The organism is Streptomyces sp. NRRL F-5650 (assembly GCF_000721365.1).
In the GTDB taxonomy this organism is placed as follows: Bacteria; Actinomycetota; Actinomycetes; order Streptomycetales; family Streptomycetaceae; genus Streptomyces; species Streptomyces ardesiacus.
Genome location: NZ_JOGV01000005.1, coordinates 152,146 through 172,483, shown reverse-complemented (window position 1 = coordinate 172,483; position 20,338 = coordinate 152,146). Strand labels below are relative to the sequence as shown.

At 69.6% G+C, this 20,338-nt stretch carries 18 protein-coding genes and 1 pseudogene; 13 read left to right on the top strand and 6 right to left on the bottom strand.

Translation table 11 applies throughout. The features are described from left to right. Positions 1–8: 8 nt before the first annotated feature. The 3 genes from IG88_RS0107785 to IG88_RS0107775 all read right to left on the bottom strand — a co-directional run bounded on the left by IG88_RS0107785 (position 9) and on the right by IG88_RS0107775 (position 4,220). Positions 9–1,736, bottom strand: a complete 1,728-nt coding sequence (locus IG88_RS0107785) for a thiamine pyrophosphate-binding protein (RefSeq protein WP_031036547.1) — start codon at positions 1,734–1,736, stop codon at positions 9–11. After that, positions 1,733–2,974, bottom strand: coding sequence for an aldehyde dehydrogenase family protein (locus IG88_RS0107780; protein ID WP_051851819.1), 1,242 nt, complete (start codon positions 2,972–2,974; stop codon positions 1,733–1,735). The genes IG88_RS0107785 and IG88_RS0107780 overlap by 4 nt, the downstream gene beginning before the upstream one ends. Positions 2,975–3,056: 82 nt before the next feature. Further along, positions 3,057–4,220: an MFS transporter gene (locus IG88_RS0107775; RefSeq protein WP_051851818.1), complete on the bottom strand. Its 1,164-nt coding sequence runs from the start codon at positions 4,218–4,220 to the stop codon at positions 3,057–3,059. Between the two features lie 196 nt (positions 4,221–4,416). Between IG88_RS0107775 and IG88_RS44925 the strand changes: the two genes are divergently transcribed. After that, on the top strand, positions 4,417–5,709 hold the full coding sequence (locus tag IG88_RS44925) for a helix-turn-helix domain-containing protein (protein ID WP_031036540.1): 1,293 nt from the start codon (positions 4,417–4,419) through the stop codon (positions 5,707–5,709). Here the strand turns inward: IG88_RS44925 and IG88_RS0107765 are convergent. Next, positions 5,699–6,328: a 4-phosphopantetheinyl transferase family protein gene (locus IG88_RS0107765; RefSeq protein WP_031036537.1), complete on the bottom strand. Its 630-nt coding sequence runs from the start codon at positions 6,326–6,328 to the stop codon at positions 5,699–5,701. The two genes, IG88_RS44925 and IG88_RS0107765, sit on opposite strands and share 11 nt — an antisense overlap. A 227-nt stretch (positions 6,329–6,555) precedes the next feature. Here IG88_RS0107765 and IG88_RS0107760 point away from each other — a divergent pair, with 227 nt between their 5' ends. The 4 genes and pseudogenes from IG88_RS0107760 to IG88_RS45255 all read left to right on the top strand — a co-directional run. Further along, positions 6,556–7,173 (top strand): LuxR C-terminal-related transcriptional regulator, encoded by a 618-nt coding sequence (locus tag IG88_RS0107760; RefSeq protein ID WP_158853823.1) that lies wholly within the window; start codon positions 6,556–6,558, stop codon positions 7,171–7,173. Positions 7,174–7,294: 121 nt separating this feature from the next. Then, on the top strand, positions 7,295–8,500 hold the full coding sequence (locus IG88_RS0107755) for a sensor histidine kinase (protein WP_031036531.1): 1,206 nt from the start codon (positions 7,295–7,297) through the stop codon (positions 8,498–8,500). Beyond that, a complete protein-coding gene (locus tag IG88_RS0107750; protein WP_051851816.1) occupies positions 8,497–9,192 on the top strand; it encodes a response regulator in 696 nt (231 codons plus the stop codon). The genes IG88_RS0107755 and IG88_RS0107750 overlap by 4 nt, the downstream gene beginning before the upstream one ends. Positions 9,193–9,400: 208 nt before the next feature. Continuing rightward, positions 9,401–9,889, top strand: a pseudogene (locus tag IG88_RS45255) (IS701 family transposase); the annotation flags it as partial. Positions 9,890–9,975: 86 nt separating this feature from the next. Here the strand turns inward: IG88_RS45255 and IG88_RS0107740 are convergent. Continuing rightward, complete coding sequence (locus tag IG88_RS0107740; RefSeq protein ID WP_234332057.1) at positions 9,976–10,491, bottom strand: hypothetical protein; 516 nt, start codon at positions 10,489–10,491, stop codon at positions 9,976–9,978. Between the two features lie 284 nt (positions 10,492–10,775). On the opposite strand from IG88_RS0107740, the gene IG88_RS43740 reads away from it, so the two are divergent. Beyond that, positions 10,776–11,666 carry a hypothetical protein gene (locus tag IG88_RS43740; RefSeq protein ID WP_199807425.1) on the top strand — a complete coding sequence of 297 codons (891 nt, stop codon included), beginning with the start codon at positions 10,776–10,778 and terminating at the stop codon, positions 11,664–11,666. Positions 11,667–12,101: 435 nt separating this feature from the next. Continuing rightward, on the top strand, positions 12,102–12,935 hold the full coding sequence (locus tag IG88_RS0107730; protein ID WP_031036523.1) for a hypothetical protein: 834 nt from the start codon (positions 12,102–12,104) through the stop codon (positions 12,933–12,935). On the opposite strand, the gene IG88_RS0107725 is transcribed toward IG88_RS0107730, so the two are convergent. After that, the gene (locus IG88_RS0107725) at positions 12,922–13,161 is read right to left on the bottom strand and encodes a DUF6207 family protein (protein ID WP_051851814.1); all 240 of its coding nucleotides are present in this window, start codon (positions 13,159–13,161) and stop codon (positions 12,922–12,924) included. The genes IG88_RS0107730 and IG88_RS0107725 overlap by 14 nt on opposite strands. A gap of 1,318 nt (positions 13,162–14,479) precedes the next feature. Here IG88_RS0107725 and IG88_RS0107720 point away from each other — a divergent pair. The 6 genes from IG88_RS0107720 (at position 14,480) to IG88_RS0107695 (ending at position 20,052) form a co-directional block, all read left to right on the top strand. Beyond that, positions 14,480–14,704 (top strand): hypothetical protein, encoded by a 225-nt coding sequence (locus IG88_RS0107720; protein ID WP_031036520.1) that lies wholly within the window; start codon positions 14,480–14,482, stop codon positions 14,702–14,704. Continuing rightward, a complete protein-coding gene (locus IG88_RS0107715; RefSeq protein WP_031036518.1) occupies positions 14,701–15,603 on the top strand; it encodes a sigma factor-like helix-turn-helix DNA-binding protein in 903 nt (300 codons plus the stop codon). Before IG88_RS0107720 ends, IG88_RS0107715 begins: the two co-directional genes overlap by 4 nt. Continuing rightward, positions 15,600–16,499, top strand: coding sequence for a hypothetical protein (locus tag IG88_RS42390; protein ID WP_051851813.1), 900 nt, complete (start codon positions 15,600–15,602; stop codon positions 16,497–16,499). The genes IG88_RS0107715 and IG88_RS42390 overlap by 4 nt, the downstream gene beginning before the upstream one ends. Positions 16,500–16,592: 93 nt before the next feature. Then, positions 16,593–17,729, top strand: a complete 1,137-nt coding sequence (locus IG88_RS0107705) for an ABC-three component system protein (RefSeq protein WP_158853816.1) — start codon at positions 16,593–16,595, stop codon at positions 17,727–17,729. Further along, positions 17,726–18,208, top strand: coding sequence for an ABC-three component system middle component 2 (locus IG88_RS0107700; protein WP_031036512.1), 483 nt, complete (start codon positions 17,726–17,728; stop codon positions 18,206–18,208). Before IG88_RS0107705 ends, IG88_RS0107700 begins: the two co-directional genes overlap by 4 nt. After that, positions 18,205–20,052 (top strand): hypothetical protein, encoded by a 1,848-nt coding sequence (locus IG88_RS0107695; RefSeq protein ID WP_031036510.1) that lies wholly within the window; start codon positions 18,205–18,207, stop codon positions 20,050–20,052. Before IG88_RS0107700 ends, IG88_RS0107695 begins: the two co-directional genes overlap by 4 nt. The last annotated feature ends 286 nt before the right edge of the window (positions 20,053–20,338 follow it).

Here is a 20,338-nt window from a genome sequence, read left to right as displayed (position 1 = left end):
TTTGCTCGTCAGTCCTGCTCGCCGGCGGGTGCCTCGCGCTGCGGGAAGTCCCCACCGGGTGTCTCCATACCGGGCGGCACGTCGTCGAGCGCCACCGCGACCTCGACCACGGTCGGCACACCCGAGGCGCACTGCTCCCACGCCTTGCGCACGGTCCCCTCCAAGTCGCCCCAGGAGTCGACCCGCCAGTGTCCGAGTCCCATGGCCCGGGCGAGTGCGCCGGTCCCCGTGTCCCGGTCGGCGACGAACGCGAACCTGGACAATCCGCCGGAGACCTGGTCGAGGTTGCTCTGCAACCAGCCGTAGCCACCGTTGTCCAGCACCACGTACAGCACCGGGCTGCCGCGGTCGGCCAGCGTCGGCAGCTCGCTACGGAACAGGTGAAAGGCGCCGTCGCCGACCAGCGCGACCACGGGACGCCCGGGCTGCGCGTGGGCCACTCCGACGGCGGCCGCCGCTCCGAAGCCCAGGGGCGTCTGCTCACTGGGCACGACGGACCCGCCCCGGGAGCCGCAGGACCAGTGGGGGAAGTGGTACGACCACATGTCCTGCAGCCCGTTCTCCTGGACCAGGACGCTGTCGTCCGGTACGACGTCACGCAGAGCGTCCAGCACCTGGACGACTGCGGGGCGCGCCGACAGGGGGACCGTGGCCGCCGCGGCGCTGCGGGCCCGGGCGCGGGCGTGCAGTTCCGCACGGGCTGCGCGCACCCGCTCCGTCCAAGAGGCGTCCGGGGTTCCGAAGGCGAGCAGGCCCGCCCAGCCGGAGACCGCCCGGGCCACGTCCCCGAGCACCGCGCGGCCTCGCGGGCCGGTGACGAGGGTCTGCTCGTCGGTGGTCACCTGGATCACGGGCGCCTCGAACGGCTCCGGCCAGCCGAAGGTCGCTGTCTCCTCCAGCCTGCTGCCGAGCGCGATCACCAGGTCGGTCTCGGCCCACAGCCGGGCGGCGGGGCCGGTGCTGTAGAGACCGGCGAGGCCGCAGAACAGCTCGTGGTTCTCGTCGAGGGAGCCACGCCCGGAGGCTGTGCAGAACATTCCGGCACCGATGAGCTCGCCGAGCCTTTCGACGCAGCGGCCCGTGTTGCGGTGCCGGGTGCCGCCGCCCGCGAGCAGCAGCGGCCGCCGGGCTGCGGCGATGAGGCCGGCGGTCTCGCGCAGGACGTCGCCGTCGGGGGCGAGCCGCTGCGGTGCCGCTTTCCCGCGCAGGATCCGGGGGGCCGGGGACGTGTCCTGGATTTGTTCGGCGATCTCGACGTAGACCGGTCCCGGGGTGCCGTTCAGGCAGATCGCGGTCGCCTTCTCGAGGACGGCCGGCAGTTGGTCCGCACGGTCAACCCTGGCTGCCCACTTGGTGAACGGCCGTACGGCCGCCATCTGGTCGAACTCCTGGAAGGCGCCGGTGCCGAGGCGGCTCAGCGCGGTGCCGTCGGCCACCAGGATTACCGGGGCCGCCGCGGACCGGGCCTCCAGCAGCCCGGTGAGGGCGTTGGTGAAGGCCGGCCCCTTGCCGACGGCGCAGATGCCCGGGGTTCCGGAAGCCAGGGCGTAACCGGTGGCCATGAAGACGGCGTTGCGCTGGTCCCGGCACAGTACGACGTCGATGTCCCGGTCCTCGACGGCGGCGAGCAGCGCCATGTCGTCGCCCGGCAGGCCGAACACCGTCCGGGTGCCGAGGTGTTCGAGATGGTCGGCGATCAGGTTCCACGGCCGGGAGGCGTGGGTGGGGTGGTTCATCGGGCGGCCTCCGGCAGATGGTCGGCAACGGCCTTGGAGATCAGTACGGGCTCGGCCCAGAGCCTCTCGCCGTCGGTGATGTAGTTGGCCTGGCGTCCGTAGCCGCCGAACGGTGCGTTGCCGTCGTCGACCGTCAGGAGCGTGGCGTCGACGGTCACGGTGGTCCTGCGCCGCAGGGCCTCGATGAGGGCGGGCGCGTCACCGTAAACGCTGGCCCCGAGAGCGCGTTCGGTGAAGGGGCCCGTGGTGAGGGTCGCGGCGAGGCTGCCGGTGTCGTCGTAGCCCACGACGTTGAAGACGGGGGCGAAGAACTCGGGCACGTGCGTGCGGGGGGTCACTCCGTCCGCGACGACCACCACGGGGTCCAGGCGGCGGCTGCGGAAGTCGACCGCGCCGCCGTGCACGATGGAGGCCCGGTTGCGGGCCAGGAACACGGCCGTCTCCTCCAGCGTGCTCTCGTAGAAGAGCGGGCCGTAGTCGGCCCCGGGGTCGTCGTAGGGCCCGTAGCGCAGTTGCTCCAGGCGGGCAACGAGGGCGTCCAGGAAGGCGGGGAGCAGCGACCGGTGGACGCAGAACAGGTCGGGCCCGAGGCAGTCCTGGCCGGCGTTGAGTATCCGCACCTCGACCGCGTCGTCGACTGCGGCAGCGAGGTCGGCGCCCGGTGCGACGACGAAGGGGTTGACGCCCGCACCCAAATGGAGGAAGAGCTGCCCCGGGGAGAGCTGGGCCCGGATGCGTTCGGCGTTGTGGTAGGAGCCAGTGAAGACCACGACGGCGGCAGGTCCGGCGTGCTCGGCGACGAAGCCCCGTTGACTCGCGGCGGCGAGCCGCACCGGCAGCCGGTGCCGGCGGGCCAGCAGGTCGTGGAGCCGGGCCGTCTGGTCGCGCACCTGGCTGGAGGGCCGGAACACGATGCGCTCGGCGTACAGCGAGGGGACCAGCAGGTAGAGCACGTACGAGTACAGGATGACGTTGGACGGCATGAACACGGCCACGCTCGGCACCTTGCCGGGGCGGTAGGTGCGCACCTCTTCGGCTGCCCCTTCGAGGGTGTCGACGGCCGCCTCGATCTCGTACCGCGCCGCACGGTGGGTGGAGATCTCACACAGGAGGCGATGCACGGGTCCCGGCTCCTCGACGAGCAGGTCACGGACCGACTGCAGGGCCTCGAGCCGGTCGGCATACGGGATGTCGAGTGTCACGGCCGCACCGACGGGCCGGACCAGAGCCGATGTCATCTGTCCCCCTAGAAGCGGACTCTCGGAAGCAGGTACGAGTGTCCCCATAGAGTCACAGCTTGTCAACAATAGTCAATTTTCGTTACTCATCGAGTCGGTGAAACGCCGGTGCCGCCGCACACGCCGCCACGACGGCCAGATAGGCGGCCGCGATCAGCAGCACGGTAGGCCGCAACCCCAGACCGGCGACGAGCACGACAGCCAGGGACGACCCGAGCGGTACAGCGGTCAGCGCCAATGCGTCGACGGCGGTCACGACCCGGCCGTAGCGTCCGTACGGCACCGCGCACTGCAGGGCCGTCGCCCGCACCGGCGCCACGGGCGCGGCCACCGCGCCGAGCACCGCCAGCAGCCCTGCGGCGACGGGCAGCGGCGGCAGCGCCGCCAGCGGTGCGATCAGGAGGCCCGCACAGCACCCGGCGGTCAGATAGGTGCGGCGCCGGCCGAAGCGGTGCCCCACGGCCGCATAACCGAACAGCCCCGCGGCCGTCCCGGCGCCGAACGCAGTCAGCAGCACACCGAGATGCGCCGCGCTGCCGAGGTACTGATAGGCGTAGGTAACCAGCACGACCCCGCTGAAGCCGCTGTCCAGGCCGTTGAAGGCGCTCGACGAGGCGGTCAGCGCACGCAGCAGGGGATGCTGACGCAACGTGCGCAGGCCGCTGCACAACCGGGCCGCGTAGCCCTCCGTGCCCGCCGTCCCGGGGCGCCCGGCGGCGGCGGGCACGCCGAGCGCGACGACCAGCGCGGCGAGGCCGCAAGCGGCGGCGTCGACCAGAAGGACGCCGGCGGACCCCACCAGGACGACGGCAAGGCCGCCCAGTGTCGGGCCGCAGAGCTGACTGATCTGGCGCACCCCGGACAGCAAAGCGTTGGCCCGCTCCAGCGGCACGCCGGCCGACCGGGCCAGGGACGGAACCAGGCCGGACACCGCCGCGACCCCGGGGATGTCCAGCAGGCTCGCCATGAGGACGAGGCCGAGCAGGGCGGCGAAGTCCAAGCGTCCGGCGGCGTGCAGCAGGGGGACCGCGCCCGCGGCCGCGCCTCCGAGTAGATAGGAGGCGACCGCCATCGCCTTGAAGCCGACCCGGTCCACCAAGGGGCCTGCCGCGAATCCCGCCAGGCCCGCTCCCACCGAGGCCACGGCGACCACGAATCCGGTGCGCGCCACACTGCCGGTGGTCTCCAGGACGAACCATGGGACGGCGACGACGATCATGGCCTCACCGACCGACACGACGGCCACCGCCCCAAGGAGAGCGACAAGGCCGGCCCGCCTTCGGGTGCCCTGCCCCTGCATCGACTTCACAGTAGATGACTGTAACATGACTCATTTTTGACAACCTCTTGCGTCGCCGAAGCTTCGAAGCCGGTACCGAGCTCGCTAAGCTGCTGGTCAAAGTTCCTTACTCATCCACACAACCCCTGAGCGAGCGATTACGGTGACGGTCGAACAACCACACTTCGGACAGCAGGTGAGGCAGATCCGCCGCGCGCAGGGGCTGTCGCAGTCGGACCTGGCGGGCGACACCATGTCCCCGAGCTACATCTCCCTGGTCGAGAGCGGCCGGCGGGCACCCAGCCTCAAGCTCGCCCGGGCGATCGCCGAGCGCCTCAACACGCCGGTGGAGGCGCTGCTCGCCCCCCAGGAACCGGAGCAGCAACCGCCGCACCGACTCGGTGTCGTGGGCCGGCTGGTCGCCGCGCGCGCCCACCAGCTCGCCGGCGACTGGGACGTGGCCCGCGACGAACTGACCGGCATCATCGGGCTGCCCGGCGGGCCGGAACTCGACGACGTGCGCTGGGAGGCACGCTGGGAACTGGCGACCACTCTGGGTCGGCTCCGGGAGTCCAAGGCTCGGGAGCAGACCCTCCGGGACCTGCTGGCCGATCCGCTCACCCAGTCATCTCCCCTGCTGCACACCCGGGTCGCGGTGGAGACGGCCCAGGCGCTGAAGGACATGGGGAACCTGGCGGAGAGCGCCCGGTTCGCCGAGGAGGCGGTGCGACTCGCCCGGACCGCCGAGCCGCCCGCCCTCGTGGAGACGGCCCAGGCCGAGACGGTCCTCGTATCGGTGTGCACCGCGAGCGGTGACTGGGAACGGTCCTGGGAACTGGCCGACGGCCTGCTGCGAACGGTGCAGGGCGTCTCCGGGGGCCGGCTGCGGGCCACCGGGCTGTGGGCGGCGGCGGGCGCCCACTACGTCAACGGGCGCGCCAAAACGGCCCTGGCCCTCATTGCCGAGGCCGAGCAGGCCATGGCGCAGGCCGGCGATCTGCCGCTGCGTGCCCGGCTCCAGTTGGCGGCGGGGCTGTTGCACATCGCGGGCGGCCAGCTCGACGCGGCGGACACCCTGCTGGGGCAGGCGGCGCAGGCGACGGAGCTGGTGGGCAGCCCCGAGGACGGGGTGCGCCTCGCGGCAGCCCGGGCACTCGCCGCGCTGCGTCGTGACGACCTGGCCAAGGCGGGCCGACAGGGCGCCCTGGTAGACTCCGGACTTTCCGCGCTCGCCGTGCTGGACCGGGCGCGCTGCACCGTGGTCACGGCCCGGATTCACCGGGCCCGCGGTGAGGAGGACGCGGCCCGCGACCGCTTCCAGTCCGCCGCCGCCCTCTACGAGGAGGCCGGCGCCTACCGCATCGCCGTCAAGGTGTGGCGGGAGCTGAGCGCCGCGGACGCGGTGGCGGGCGCGACAGCCCCGGACGTCGATCCACACGTGCTGCTCATGCCGTGACCGGCATCCGGTCGAGCTGCCAGACGAAGACCTCCCGCACCGGACACGAGGTGGCCACCGACACCACGACCCCGGCGTCGTCCGGCACGTCGTGCACATAGGCGACGTCCGGTCCGTGCCATGTGGACGGGCCTGCGTCGGGCACCACGACCCTGCCCTCGCGTTCCTCGCACAGCACATCCACCAGGTCCGCCCGGGAGAAGCCGCCGCCGGACAGACGCAGGGTGGCTTCCTTGCGGGTCCACAACCGGGTGAGCCGGCTGGCCCGCATCTCCATCGGCGCCGCCGCGATGAAGGACCGCTCCGGCGCACTGAACGGCAGCAGTGACAGGGCGTCCACGCGGCCGGGAACCCGGCGCCCCGAGATGGCCACCGACGTGCCGCGCGCCAGGGCGACGAACTGGCGCTCCTCCTCGGCGCACACCGCAATGTCCACATCGCTGTCCGTCCCGGCGACCCGTCCGTAGGGGTCACGGGTGAGGGCCGCTTCGTCGGTGTCTCCCAGGAGCCAGCTCAGCAGAGCCCGCCACGGGGCCCGGTGACGGCCCGCTTCCCGGTGGCGAGCGGGCCCGGCCAGCGAGAAGACATGGACCGCCTCCACCTCACGTACGCGCTGCACCGGCGGTTTCGCGTACGTCTTCGGTCCGCGTATGACGCACCCCCGTACTCCGCACATGGATTTGCCCCCCCTGAGCTGAATCAGTCGGCAGGAGGATCATGTCAGCCGGCCGCGCAGACGTTCTAATACCAGAGGACGATCTGACACCCCCCCATCGGTGGGGTGGGAACGGGGGAAGCTGCATGATCCGGGTGTACATCTTGGGCGAGCCCGAGGACAGGGAAGCGTTGGCCAGAGTCCTCCGGACGCTCCCGGATCTCACGCCCCTGCTACCCGGCCGGACCGAGGAGGGCGCGCGCCGGGTGCCGCCCGGCACCGACCTGCTGCTGCTGAACGCGCCGCGGTGCTCCTCCTCGGTGCCGGAGACGTTACGGCGGCTGCGTACGGCACCCGACGCGCCGCCCGCCGCGGTCGTCACCGCAACGGAACAGGACGCCTACGTCGCCGACTGCCTGACCTCCGGTGCCGCGGGCATCCTGCATCACGACCTCGCACCGGCTCTGCTGCTGTCCGCCATTCGGATACTCGTCGCGGGCGGCAGCGTCCTGTTCCAGGACCCCCGGGCAGCCGTTCTCCCCGTGCCCGGTGCCGCCGCCCCTGCGGCCGCGGTATCCGCGGAGGCCGCAGTAAAGCGCCTGACCGCGCGGCAGCGAGAGATACTCCGCCTGCTGGCCATCGGGCTCACCAACGCCGAGATCTCACGGCGACTCGGCATCTCGGGTGACACAGTCAAGGAACACGTGCGCGCGGTCCTCCGGGAACTCGGCGTTCCACGCCGGATCAGCGCCGCGCTGCTGGTCTACCGCACGGGCCTGCTCGACCGGCTGAGCCCCGATGCGACCTGAGGGTCCGCCGAGGGTGAGCGGGGCGCGTCGAGCACTACATCCTTCGATGTACACCGGCCGGCGTTCCGGCTACACCTGCAAGAGGAGGCCTAACGAGGGTCGACGTGCTGAGATTGGGAGCATGCTGCCCGTGTTGCCCCGGCCCCACCGAGACGATGTCCTGATCGCGGCGGGCGGGCTGGCCGGAGGCGTCGTGCTGTGGCATCTGGGCCTCTTCACGAACGTGCCCGCCCGGCGGGACCCGGGCGCACTGCCGCTACTCCCCCTGATCGCCATGGCCGCGGCCGAACTGCTGCGCCGAGTCGCCCAGCCCCTGGCCCTGCTGATGGCCGTCGCCGCCGTCGCCGCCGACCAGTACTTCGGGTCGCTGATCGCCACCGTCCTGATGTTCACGGACATCGTGTACGCCAGCGTGGTATACGGGCCGTCCCGGACCGCCCGTCAGGTGATCCCGGCCAGCATCCTGGTCACCGTCGGGCTCACGGTGTGGGCCGTGTCTGCGGTGCCGAAACCGGAGTCGCTGTTCGTCGGCGTGGTCGCCGCGCTGGTCACCATCGCCCCGGCGTGGACCGGGCTCACCATCCGGCAGCACCAGAAGGTCGCCGACGAGGAGCGGCTGCGCGCCGAACAAGCGACGCTGCTGTCCGAGATGGACCGGTGGCAGGCCGTGGAGGCCGAACGAGGAAGGGTGGCCCGCGAGTTGCACGACCTTGTGGCCAACCACCTGTCCGCGATCGCGATCCAGTCGACGGCGGCCCTGTCGCTAAACGACCCGAAGGCCTCCACGGACGCCCTCGGGGTCATCCGGACCAACAGTGTGCAGGCGCTCGCCGAGATGCGGCGGCTGATCGGGCTGCTGCGCAGTGGTGAGGCCGAGGACGAGGTACCCTCGGCCGCCCCCACGCTGGCCGGGCTGAACACGCTCGTCGACCGGGCGCGGGCGGGCGGCTCCACGAGCGGCCTCACCTTCGTCGCCGAGGACACACGGGGCAAGGAGGTGCTGCCGGCCCCCGTCAAACTGGCCGCCTACCGCATCGTGCAGGAATCGCTGACGAACGCACTGAAGCACGCCTCCCCCGGGGTGGTGACCGTCTGCCTCAACCGCGAGGCGGCTGGCCCGCTCACCGTGGAGGTCACCAGCCCGTACACCCCGCGCGTCGGCTCCCGCGCGCCGGGCTCGGGGGCCGGCCTGGTCGGCATGAGGGAACGAGTGGCTCTGCTGGACGGGGAGTTCGAGGCGGGACCGGTCGGAACAGCCGGCTCCGAGCCGCCGACGGTGTGGCGGGTGTGCGCCGTGCTGCCCGTGGAAGAGAAGGGACCGGTATGACAGAAGCGGCCTGGAACGACCTGACGGACTCCCCGCCCGAGCGGCGCATCACGGTTCTGGTCGCGGAGGACCAGTCCGCCGTCCGGGACGGCCTGGTCCTCATCCTGCGGTCCGCGCAGGACATCGAAGTGGTGGGCCAGGCCTCGGACGGTGAGCAAGCCGTCCGGCTCGCGCGGGAGCTCCGTCCCGACCTGGTGCTGATGGACATTCAGATGCCGAAGCTCGACGGCGTCTCCGCGACCCGTCAGGTGGTGCAGGAGAAGAGCGCCGATGTCCTCGTCCTGACCACCTTCGACCTGGATGAGTACGTGTTCGGTGCGCTGCGCGCCGGCGCGGTCGGGTTCCTGTTGAAGAACACGGATGCCCACGGGCTGGTTGAGGCCGTACGGACGGTCGCCCGGGGCGAGGGACTGATCGCGCCAGCGGTCACCCGTCGGCTGATCGCCGAGTTCGCGTCCCGGCCGGCCCAGTTGGAGGAGGACCCGGTGGACCGCTCGGTCCTCGATGCGCTCACCCGGCGCGAGCGCGAGGTCCTGTCATGCCTCGGTGAGGGGCTGACCAACGCGGCGATCGCCGACCACCTGGAGATGGCCGAGGCCACCGTGAAGACGCACGTCAGCCGGCTGCTGGGGAAGCTGGGGCTGCGCAGCCGGGTGCAAGCAGCGGTGCTGGCACAGGAGTTAGGGATCTAGTACTGCAGCCGGTTGCTGTGACCGGTGATCCGGCTGGCCGTTGTGCTGGTCATGGGTGGGGGTGTCACGGTTGACGAGGTGCATCGCTGGGCGGGCTGATCTCGATGTGCCGCGCGAGCGGGCAAGGCAGTATCTGCTCGGAGGAGCCGGGCCGCGTGGTGCACCATCGCGTCAGTATCGGCGTCGTACGCTTCGACACATCCACCGGCTCGCCCAGAGGCGGCTCGGTTACGTGCTGGCGATCGGCTGCAAGCACCGGTGCGGTCCCCGCGGGCAGAACGCCCGCACCACCTCGGCCATCCTGCCCGAGGACGCCTGGGAGATCCGCTCGGCCGGCGACGGCGCCCACGGCCTGCGCGAATACGCCTGGGCGTTGGTTTCGTTGCCTGGTTAGGGCGCGGATGGCTTCGAGGATGGACTGCTCATCCGCCGGTCCCTGGTCGACGGCGAACGCGCCTACTATCTCGCCCACGCCCCCGCCGACACCCCGCTGGCGAAGATTGTCCGCGCCGCCGGGGTCCGCTGGGCGATCGAGGAAGCCTTTCAGGCGGCGAAGAACGAGGCCGGGCTGGACCACTACCAGGTCCGTCACTATCCGGCCTGGTACCGGCACATCACCCTGGCCATGGCGGCCGCCGGCCATCTAACCGCCCTCCGGGCTGCCACCGGGGAAAAGGGGGACACCGAGGCGACCTGATCCGACTGACCGTGAACGAGATCCGCCGCCTGCTGAACAAACTCGTCCACACCGTCCGGCACGGGACCGACCACATCCTGCACTGGTCACGCTGGCGCCGCCGACACCAGCACCGAGCCTGGCTCAGCCACTACCGCCGCCGCGGCCACCGACCTCCGTAGCGCTGACCACGGGGCAAAGAGCCGGCGGGCGGCGAACACCGACTCCAGCGCCGCCCGCCGTCGCCAGTACGGCCATCCGATCGTCACGGTCCCGGACAACCTGAGCAGATCGAACGCCACAAAGTGGGCAGGCCACTCCTCAGCTGCCCGGACCGCACCGGCACCACGCCGGGCAAGCCGGTTCTGCAACCGCTTGAAGGCGAGACGACCCGCGGCATCCCATACGACCAGCTCGCCGTCCATCGCGGTCGCATCTGGTAGCTGCACCGCCCCGGACACGACCTCCGGAAACGCCGGCCCCATCTCCGTGCCATGCCGGGAGCGCAGCACCACCCGGCCCGCGTCGACCGAAACGGCAGCCCGGAACCCGTCCTTCTCCAGACTTTGACGTGTCTCATGGAACGCAGGAAAAGGCCCATTCGCGCGGGCTCTGCTCTGCACAGCCGTCCCTGTGACTGCGCTGTCAGTGGGGGTGCCTAGGCTTCCCCAAGATCACCGGCAGTCTGTGCCGGGGCGGTACGAGGGAGGGGCCGGGGATGGCTTGGTGGAACACGCGGCCGTGGGATGCCCGGGAGCAGTGGACGCTGGAGCCGTTGGTGGGACTGGGGCCGTTGCGGTTCGGTATGAGACCCGACGAGGTGACGGCGGCTCTGGGCGAGGCCACTCCCTCTGTCACCCATCACGCGGGCACTGGAGTTGGCTCGGCGCAGTACACAGACTGGGGTGTGACCGCGGTGTACGGGGAGCAGTCCCAGCTCGTGGCGGTCAAGGTCGATGCGATGGGCGGACCGCGGGTCAAGCTGCGCGGTATCGACCTGATCGCCAGGGCGCCCTCTGAAGTCCGGTCGGATATCGACCGTCTCGCGCGCCAGGACGGCGCGTGGGTGCGGGTGAACTGGAGCGGGGACCCGGAGGTTGTGGCGTGGGGTGTCTCCATGGGAGCCGAGCTGGAGTTCGAGGTGTTGCCCCAGCAGTATGTGCACCGCACGGACAGGATGATCTCCAGCGCGCTGTTCGTCGGCCCCAACCTGGCCGATGCTCCGTACGCATCCGAACCGGTGGTCCGGTGGTGTGATGTCAGCGTCGAAGAGCCGAATCCGGGGGCGTGGCCGGTGAAGGCCGAATCGGACCGGCCGCTTTGGGAGTGGCGGCCGCTGGAGAGCGTCGGCCCGCTCCGGTTCGGCATGGATCCGGCCCAAGTAGCCGCCGCGCTCGCAGACAAGCCTGCCGCCCGTCATGGCCGATATCCCTTCGGGTCGTCCTGGGAGGGCATCGGGGAATGGATGCTGCATGACGACCGGTTCGACGCTGCCGGCGTGACCGCTCACTACCGCTGCGGCTTCGGCGTTCCGCCTGTTCTGGGCGCCGTCACGGTGCACGGACGGACTGGCCCCCAGGTCGAGTTCGACGGGATGCCCCTGATAGGCAGGAAGGTGTCCACTATCGACAAAGCGCTGGTCGAGCGCGCGGACAACGGTGAGATGAGCCTGCTCGTCGGCTGCAACTTCGATCTCGGGCCGGACGGCCTCAACATGTACGTACGGGCCGCCAGAGCAGGAGACCACGTGGTCAGCGAAGCCCGGTTCTGCCAAGCAGAATGGGAAGACCACGGCTGAGCTCTCACAGGACAGGGCGAGCGGGACATAGATCCGCTCGCCTCCAGACACATCTGAGTGTCTGGAGAACCGTCCCACTTCGGCTCGCCCGCCCAGCCCGGCCGCAGACCCGGGCTGGACACGGGGGTGCTCAGCATCGGCTCCGGCAGCATCCACGTCACACCGGATCCCTTCCACCGAGCAGCGACGAACCACTCGCCGTGCCGGACGGCGTGAAGCTGATCGTGTCCGGCGTGTCACGTGTCCGACTGCGCGCAGGCCGCTAATGTCACCCTGACAGGCCAGGGACGGCCTGGAGGCGAGCGGTCCGCCCGGGCGGACTCGCAGGAGTCTCAAGGGTGGGATGCCCGGTCCCGCAACACGCATCTCGGTGTCCGTGCAGGACTGGTCCTTCCTCCGCGGCTGCCGCCCGGGCGCAGCCGGAGCAGGAACCTCATGCCGCACACGACCGACAAGCGGACCTACCAGGAACTCGCCCGCCTCCTGTACCTGGGACGCCTTCAGACCAGGGGCAAACGCCCCACTCTGGACCCCACCGACCGGGGCCAACTCGCCTTCCAGGCGCTGCTCTTCGAGTGCCTGATGAGTACCCGCGAGCACCCGCATTCCCTGGAGCAGCCGCGCAAGAGCGCGATGGCCAGCATCAGCGGCTACCTGAACGCCATCTGCCACCAACCCGAACATCTGGAGATCCACACCAACACGGCCTCCCGCATCGCCAGCCGCATCCTGCCGTACCTTCATGAAGACCACGGTGTGTGCGGCATCCCCGGTCTCCGGCTGATCGATGTCACCTGCCGGCGAGTGCGCCTCACCCACCTCCCCACAGGGGCCCGTCTCGACCTCGTAGACCCGCAGCGCTGGCACGACATGGACACTGCACGCATGGTGTTCCGGCAGGAGACCAGCTGGCATCAAAGGGACGGGCGATCTCCGCTGTGGCGGCACAACGGCCTCACCGACGAAGAAGCCGCGCACCAAGCGAGCTGGACGTACACCGACAGCACACCGCTGCGCAGCGCCCTGCTGATGCGCTCGATGCCCCTGTGGTACCGCTTCGACCTGAGTCCGGCCTGGGTCCCCGGCAACCCCACCCGCCCGGACGGGCTCATCTGGGACACCCACTCTGACACCGCGCACGAGCAAGTAGTCGAGCTGCTGACACGCTCTGCAGCCCGCATCCCAGAAGCTGTCTACCGTCCCAGGACGCCTTGCTCCGGGATCATTCAGCTCGGCACCGGTATCGCGCAGTTGATCAGTAACTGTTAGGCACCCGGTCGTCGGCCTCGTGTTCGGAGTGCTGCCGCAGGTCCAGAAAACAGCGCAGCCGGACGCCCGGCTCGCCCGGCTCGTGGGTTGTGCGGTCCGCCGGGGCGATCGCCCACCGTGTGGCGAGCAGTTCCTGGACCGCGAACGCAGTCTCGTCATCGGCGGCGGCGACCTCCACGACCGCGAGCCCCGGCCTGGCCAGATGCGCCTCGTTGATTGGCTTCATACCTGGCACGACGCGCCTGTGCCCGCCGGGGTTCTCGCGTCCGGGCAGCGTCACCCGACCGGGTACGCAGCAACGTGCTACTGACCGTCCGCCGCGTGCTGCACGAGTGCTGTGAATTGCCGTTTCCGGTACGACCATTCCACCCACACGGGCGGCGCACTCGAGGAACGCCCGACAGCGCCCCCTCGGAAGTCGTTATCAACGGCTCATGCTCACCACCGTGCTGCGCGGCCTGGTCGCCGCCTCCCTCGCCGCCCTGCCCGTGACCGTGTCCTCCTCCTGCTCACGCCGCGGAGACGCTTCCTCTGGCCGAAGCCGTCACCCGGCTGCCAGTGGACACCGAGTCCCGTGAGGTGCACTGCCGGTACGTCGCTGAATGGGTGGCCACGAAGCTCCGCTGGAGCCTGACGGCTGACGAGGCGGAGGTGGTAGCCCTGGAGGAGACGGCGGCCGGCTGTCCGGACCAGAGCGTGACGAAAACCGGCCGCGTAACCGAACGGCTCGGCTTGCCGTCCGGTGCGGTGGAATCTCTGCTTGTCCGCACTCTTGCTGTTTCTCGCCACTGTGGCGCATTGTGGCCGCACCACCGTCCCACCGGAGCTCCCCGTGCCGGGGTCCGGCACCTCCCGGGGACGGTGGCTGCCTGCCTCTTGTCGGCCTTCCCCAGGCGGATGAGGCGGCACAGCCCTCGCTGGCTCCCCCTCCAGCGGGGGCATAGCCATGTATCGGCCCACGCCCCCGAGGGTGATGTGTCCCATGTAGGCGCCCGGGCTGCCTCTTGCAGCTTCGTCCCCAGTGCTCCGTGCCGTGGCTGCGCGATGAGGGGCGCGAACGGTGCCCGGGGGAGTGTCAGTGGTGTGTTCTACGGTCGTCGTGCCCCTGTGTGGGTTGCGCTCTCGCCTGGCCTCTAAGGCCGGCCAGGCGAGAGCGGATGCCCGTTTCCCCCATTGTTTCGGCACGGGGACGGGCCCTTCCGGATGGAAGGCCGACACCGAAGGCGTCATGCCCTATTGACGTCGTTTCGGCGTGCAATTGCAAGGAGAACCGGGAACTTCCACCCGTCAGCGCGCCGACTTGCCTGCGCCGGCCGCCGGTGTCTCACAGACCGCGGGGGTCCGGACCGACCCCCGCATTGTTCCTATTGTTCCGTGATTCTTTGATCACGTGGCGTAGCAACTTCCCATGTGGCCATGCTGGTTGCCCTCCCCAGCGTGGCGGCCTCGGCACCCGCCTGCCCGGGATGCTGGCGCGCCCCCTCCGGATGGGGCCGCCGGGTTCACATGGCTGATCTCGAAGACGTACGAGGGGAAGGCTCTGTATGAAGCCTCGCCAGATAGTGGTCGTCACGGTCACGGTGACGGTGTTCGCCTGGAGTGTGGTGATGGTGACCGCGGGCCAGACGGCCGCGGTGGCCGCGCTCGCCCCGGCCCTCGCCCTGACCGTGCAGCAGATCGTCCACACCGTCCGCTCCCACACCGCGCCCACGACCGGCGCCGGGACCCGCCTTGACGCGGCCGCGGACAAGGAGGACGACGCCCCGTGACGACGCCGACCGAACCCCCGGTACCACCCGGCAGACCCGCACCCGCACGCCCGGGGCGCAAACTCGGGCCCGTCGCGGACAATGTGGGCAGCGCCCACCGGGCCTGGCTGGACCCGCTGCGCACCGCCTACCTGGCCAGCGGCCTGACCCTGAACGAACTCAGCAGCCGGGTCCGTTTCGCCAAGTCGAAGATCAGCGAACTGCTGCGCGGTGTCGGCCTCTACCCCCGCTGGGAGATCGTGTTCCGGCTCGCCGACGAACTGGGCATGCCGAACTGGCCCCTGTACCGGCTCTGGAGCCAGGCAGCCCTGGAAACCCACAAGAGCAGCGAGTGGATCAACGGCTGCACCGACCCCACCACCCTGACGGCCTCCCACGCGGCCCCGCCCCTGGAGCACCGGGCCTTCCGCGAGCTCGTCGAGAACGACTACCTGCTCTACGCCCAGGTCTTCCTCGACGGCGACCAGCGCGACATCGCCGTCGCCGACACCTTCGACCGCCTCTGGCTCACGTGGAACCAGGCCCTCGCCAGCCACGACACCCGCCGCTACGCCTGGAACATTCTGCGCACCACCGTCATGGCCCGCACCCCCCACCGCGACGGCCGGCCCGAACTGGGCAGCGCCGCCTTCGACACCGTCGCCCTGCAGACCCTGGCCACCACGGCCGACCACATGGACCAGCTCACCGAGACTCTCGAACTGTTCACCGCAATCAGCCGCCTGCCCGACCGCCAGCTCGACGTCATCGTGCTGCGCCGCCTGTGCGGTTTCCCTCACGAGTCCGTCTCCGCCCTCCTGGGCACCTCCCTGGCCACCGTCCGCTCCGACGAACGCCACGCCACCCGCTTCCTGGAGAGCGTCATCCCCCCGCCCACGACCGAAGGGACCACCCCGTGAGCCACATCGAAGAACTCCTCTCCAGAGCCCTCCTCGTCCGCAACCGCACCGTCCCCCGCGAACCCGCCCCCCACCCCACCATTCCGGCGACTGGCCAGCACCGACCCACGCCCGCGCACCGGCCTGCCCACAACGGCACGGTGGACGCGGCAGCCGAGGACCTGCGAGCCCTGTGCGAGACCCTCCTCACCCACACCCCGCCCGCCGCCGTCGCCGACTTCCTCACCGACCAGGTCCCCGAACCCCGCAGCGCCCTCGCCCTGGCCTGCGTCCTACAGCTGTCCGACACCGACGAAGGCGCACGATTCTGGTGGCAGTACGCCGCCGGCGCCGGACAGGCCGCCGCCGCCTACTGCCTCTACCTCCACCACCTCGCACAGGGAGAGGGAGACACGGCCGACTGGTGGCACCACCAGGCCGACGACGTCTCACCCCCGCCCGGAACACCAGATCCCGACCAGGACATCGACACCGTGTCCTGCGCCGGGCACTGGCACCCCGCCAACCACTCCCTCACCAGCACCTCTACCGCCACCATCCTCAGAGTCCTGCGCCGGCTCTCCCAGAACACCGCGCGCCCCCGGTCGGCCGCGGTCCGCAGACTCATGGCCTACATCCCGGACGCGGTCGCCGCCGGCTACCTCCGCGAACCGGAAACCGAGCTCCCCCTCCCGGGAGCCGGCTTCGCCCAACGCGTCCAGGCCCTGATCACGGCGTCAGCCACCCGTCCTGCAAAGGGCGAGCACCCACCCGTCCTGCCACCCGCGAGTCCACTGAAACAACGCCCCGGGCCGCGGGCGGAGCCGCGAAACGGTGACTCGACTGGTGAAAGCGGTTGCGGGCCTTCGCCATCAAGTGCCCGTCCTGATGAACCGGACCCCACTCGCTGCCGCTGATGAGCTCGGGCCTTCACGGTGAGCAAGCCGGGATGATATGACTACGGTGCGTGATCTTGCGTGACGGCTCGGTGCCGGGGGGGGCGGTGAAGTGTGGCTGGGGAGCTGCAGCCAGGCAGGGACGGCGCGAGGCCAGTCTTCGAGAACATTCCGGAGCCAGCCTCGCCTCCGGTCGTGGTCACCGCTCCGCAGGGCGCTCCCACTTTCACCCCGCAACAGCTCCTGACCCACGTCTACAAGGCCGACGACTGGGAGGACTTCACCGTCGAATGGGTCCGGGCATTCGGCCTGTGGAACGGGCGACCCTATCTTCGGGTGAAGAGAATGGGTGGGGCAGGCGACCGAGGAGCGGACGTCGCGGCCTGCCTGACCCCGCAGGGCACTGCCGGGGAGTGGCACTGCTACCAGTGCAAGCACTACAGCAAGGCGCTGACGCAAAGCGATGCGTGGCCCGAGATGGTCAAGATCTTCACGGCGAAGGTGCTGGGCGAGTACGAGCTGCCCACTCGGTACGTCTTCGTGGCACCGAAGATCGGCCAGACCCTCGATCGGCTCCTCCTCCACCCCCCAAAGCTGAAGAAGGACTTCCTCGAAGCCTGGGACAAGGGAGACTCCAAACTCGGGACCGATCTTGACCCGGCCATACGGCAGGCCGTCGGAGATCTCGCTCGACAGACGGACTTCTCGATGTTCGAGGCCTCAGACATCGACAACATCCTGGAGCTGCACGCGACGACCCCGCACCACGTGCGGCGCTTCCCGGAGCAGCTCAGGCCGCGTCCAGATGCCGATCCGGCGCCCGTAGAACAGAGGGCTGACGAGGCCGTGTATGTGCAAAAGCTCCTGGACGTCTACAACGAGAAGTACGGCCTCAGCCTGGAGACCCTGGCCCAGGCTCGCGAGCACGAGCGGATCAACCGGCACTTGGCCCGACAACGAGAGGCGTTCTTCCACGCAGACGCGTTGCGGGTCTTCGCCCGCGAGAGCGTGCCCGAGGCCACCTACAAGAAGATCGAAACGAACCTGTACAACGCCGTGGTCGACATCGAGGACCGCGACTACAACTGCGGTCACGACCGCCTGGACGCCGTACTAGACGCGGCCGCAGCCCACCAGCCCAACCCACACAACATCCTCGCCCCCGTCGTGGAAGTCATCGACCTCAAGGGGCTCTGCCACCATCTGGCGAACGACCAGAAGCTGACCTGGTGCAAAGAGGAGTCCGCGTGAATCCTCTCAACAGTCCCCTGGAAGTCGGCGTCCGCGCCTTGGTCCTACTGTCCGGGACTTTCCCCCGCCGCCTGGACGTCGCCCAGCTCGTCTACCTCGACCACGCGATGCTCCACAGCGGCGACCTCGACGACGGCCCATCCAGCCTCCACCCAGACCTTCCCGTCGGCCCTGGCGAACTCGGCATGCGTCGGCGCCTCATCGAACGGGGACTCGTCGTGCTGATGCGTGCCGGCCTAGCCGACATGACCGCCACCGACGACGGCTTCCTCTACGGGGCAACAGAGGAGGCCGCCAGCTTCCTCAACGTCCTGGAAGCCCCCTACGTCGGGCTGCTAACGGAACGGGCCTCCTGGCTCGTCAGCACCTACATGCACGAAGAAACGGACGTCCGCGACGGCATGAAGCAGATCACCCAGCGCTGGTTCGACCGCCTCACCGCTGACACGCCGCACTCAGCCGAAGGGGACGTCCTGTGAACAGGCTGTCGCTGGTACACCTGACGTTCCTCGGAGTGGGCAAGCCCCCCGCGACCGTTGAGTTCAGCCCGGGCCTGACGGTCATCTACGGCGCTTCCGAGACGGGCAAGTCCTACATCGAGAAGTCTGTGGACTACATGCTGGGCGCCAGCGAGCTCAAACCGATCCCGGAGGACAAGGGCTACAGCCGCATCCTGCTCGGGCTGCGGGTAGACGACGGCAGGGTCCTGACCCTCTCCCGTGGGCTCGCGGACAGCCCCATCGACGTGTTCAACAGCGATCTGCGCCAGCTCACCACGGCGCCGGCCGATGCCACGCTCGGCTTCAAGCACAGCTCGACCTCTCAGCGGAACATCTCCCGATACCTCCTCAAGGTGCTGGGAATCGACGGACTGAAGATCCTCCGGAACTCGCGCGGCGAGGTACGGCTGCTCAACTTCCGGGACCTGGCCCGACTCTCTGTCATCAACGACTCGCGTATGGCCGGAGAGCGGTCCCCGGTCCTCACCACAGGGCTGCCGCAGAACGAGACTGGCGAGAAGTCAGTCCTCCAGCTCCTCCTTACCGGGCACGACGAACCAGTCGGCCCGACCGCGCCCGGCACGGTGGAGAAGAAGGTCGGCAAAGGCCAGGTCGAGATCCTCGACCGCCTCATCGACGACAACCGCGGAAAACTCACGATCGCCGCGAATCAGTCCGAGCTGTATGAGCAGCTGGCTCGCCTGCAGAGCTCACTGGACAACGCCACGTCCCGATCCGGTCGGCTCATCGCTTCCCGCTCCGCGCTCGTGCAGCGTCGCCGTGACCTGGAAGCCAGCGACAGCGCCAATCAGCAGCGCGCCAGTGAGGTACGTCAACTTCTAGCCCGGTTTGCACTGCTATGCGAGCAGTACGAGTCGGACCTCGAGCGCCTGCGCATGGTCGGTGAAGCCGGGAATCTCCTGGGCTACTTCCAGACCGGCACCTGCGTTTTTTGCGGTGCGGAACCAGAGCACCAGCACCCTGGGCATCACCTTGCCGAGACAACTCGGCTGGCGGCAGCTGTTGCCGCTGAAACCCGGAAGACCACGGAGCTGCACCGCGACCTGCTCAGCACGATCGAAGACCTTGAGGCTCAAGCGGCAGATCTGAACGCGGACTGCGCCCGCCGCGCTGACCAGCTCGCGGCCATCGACAGTGAACTGCGTGCACTTGAGGAGCAGCTCGAACCACTTACGACCGACACCAGCGAGGTCCTCGCAGCTCGCTCACGCCTGGAGCAAGAGCTGGCTATCCATGCCCAGATCGAGCAGCTCGAAGAGATGAAGGCATCACTGCCGATTGCCCTGCCGAACCCGCCACCGGCCAGGCCGGACGGCATTCCCGCTGCCGACGTTTCAGACTTCGAGCAGGCCATTCACCAGACCCTTCAGGCCTGGCAGGTACCCGGAGAGAATCGCGTCACCTACAACCCGACCAGTGCAGAGATTGCAGTCGACGGGCGGCCCAGAGGGAGCCGGGGCCAGGGCATGCGGTCCATCATCCACGCGGCCTTCGCCGTATCACTGGCACGCCGCAATACTGCTCGCGGTCTGATCCACCCTGGATTCGTCGTGCTCGACTCGCCCGTGCTCACCTACCGACAGCCCGAGAATCGGGAAGCTGATCCGGAGCTAATGACCCCCGACGTTGTGGAGCACTTCTACCGAGATCTGCTCGACGACCCCCCGGGCCAGGTCATCATCATCGAGAATGGCACTCCGCCTGCTACCATCGCCGAACGTGCCAGGATCTATGCCTTTGACGCCGACGGTTCCGAACGTCTCGGTTTCTTCCCGCCCCAAGACGAGCCACCCACGGGCTGACCGTAGATCAGGTTAATGAGTGGCCTGGTCCCAGACTGTGGCGGCGACCCGGCCCACGAACGACGACGTCGTCTCCCCGGCGAGCGGCGCGATGCGAAAGACCTCGTGCGCCATGGCCTCGGCTACCCCCGGCATCACCGGGGATGACGCCTCTTGGCGCGACCTGCCCCCCTCACGAGGCCCGCCGCCCGCCCAGCGGTCCTGAACCCCGCACAACGCGCCGCAGGCAATGGGTGCAGCGCGCATTCGCCCCATTCTCTCCCTGCGGAGCAGCAGCTCCGTCCGG

What these genes read in the sequence shown, in the direction of transcription:
- IG88_RS0107755 (WP_031036531.1), top strand. Translation starts at nt 7,295, where the DNA reads ATGCTGCCCGTGTTGCCCCGGCCCCACCGAGACGATGTCCTGATCGCG.
- IG88_RS0107725 (WP_051851814.1), bottom strand. Translation starts at nt 13,161, where the DNA reads ATGAAGCCAATCAACGAGGCGCATCTGGCCAGGCCGGGGCTCGCGGTC.
- IG88_RS0107785 (WP_031036547.1), bottom strand. Translation starts at nt 1,736, where the DNA reads ATGAACCACCCCACCCACGCCTCCCGGCCGTGGAACCTGATCGCCGAC.
- IG88_RS0107750 (WP_051851816.1), top strand. Translation starts at nt 8,497, where the DNA reads ATGACAGAAGCGGCCTGGAACGACCTGACGGACTCCCCGCCCGAGCGG.
- IG88_RS0107780 (WP_051851819.1), bottom strand. Translation starts at nt 2,974, where the DNA reads ATGACATCGGCTCTGGTCCGGCCCGTCGGTGCGGCCGTGACACTCGAC.
- IG88_RS0107720 (WP_031036520.1), top strand. Translation starts at nt 14,480, where the DNA reads ATGAAGCCTCGCCAGATAGTGGTCGTCACGGTCACGGTGACGGTGTTC.
- IG88_RS0107730 (WP_031036523.1), top strand. Translation starts at nt 12,102, where the DNA reads ATGCCGCACACGACCGACAAGCGGACCTACCAGGAACTCGCCCGCCTC.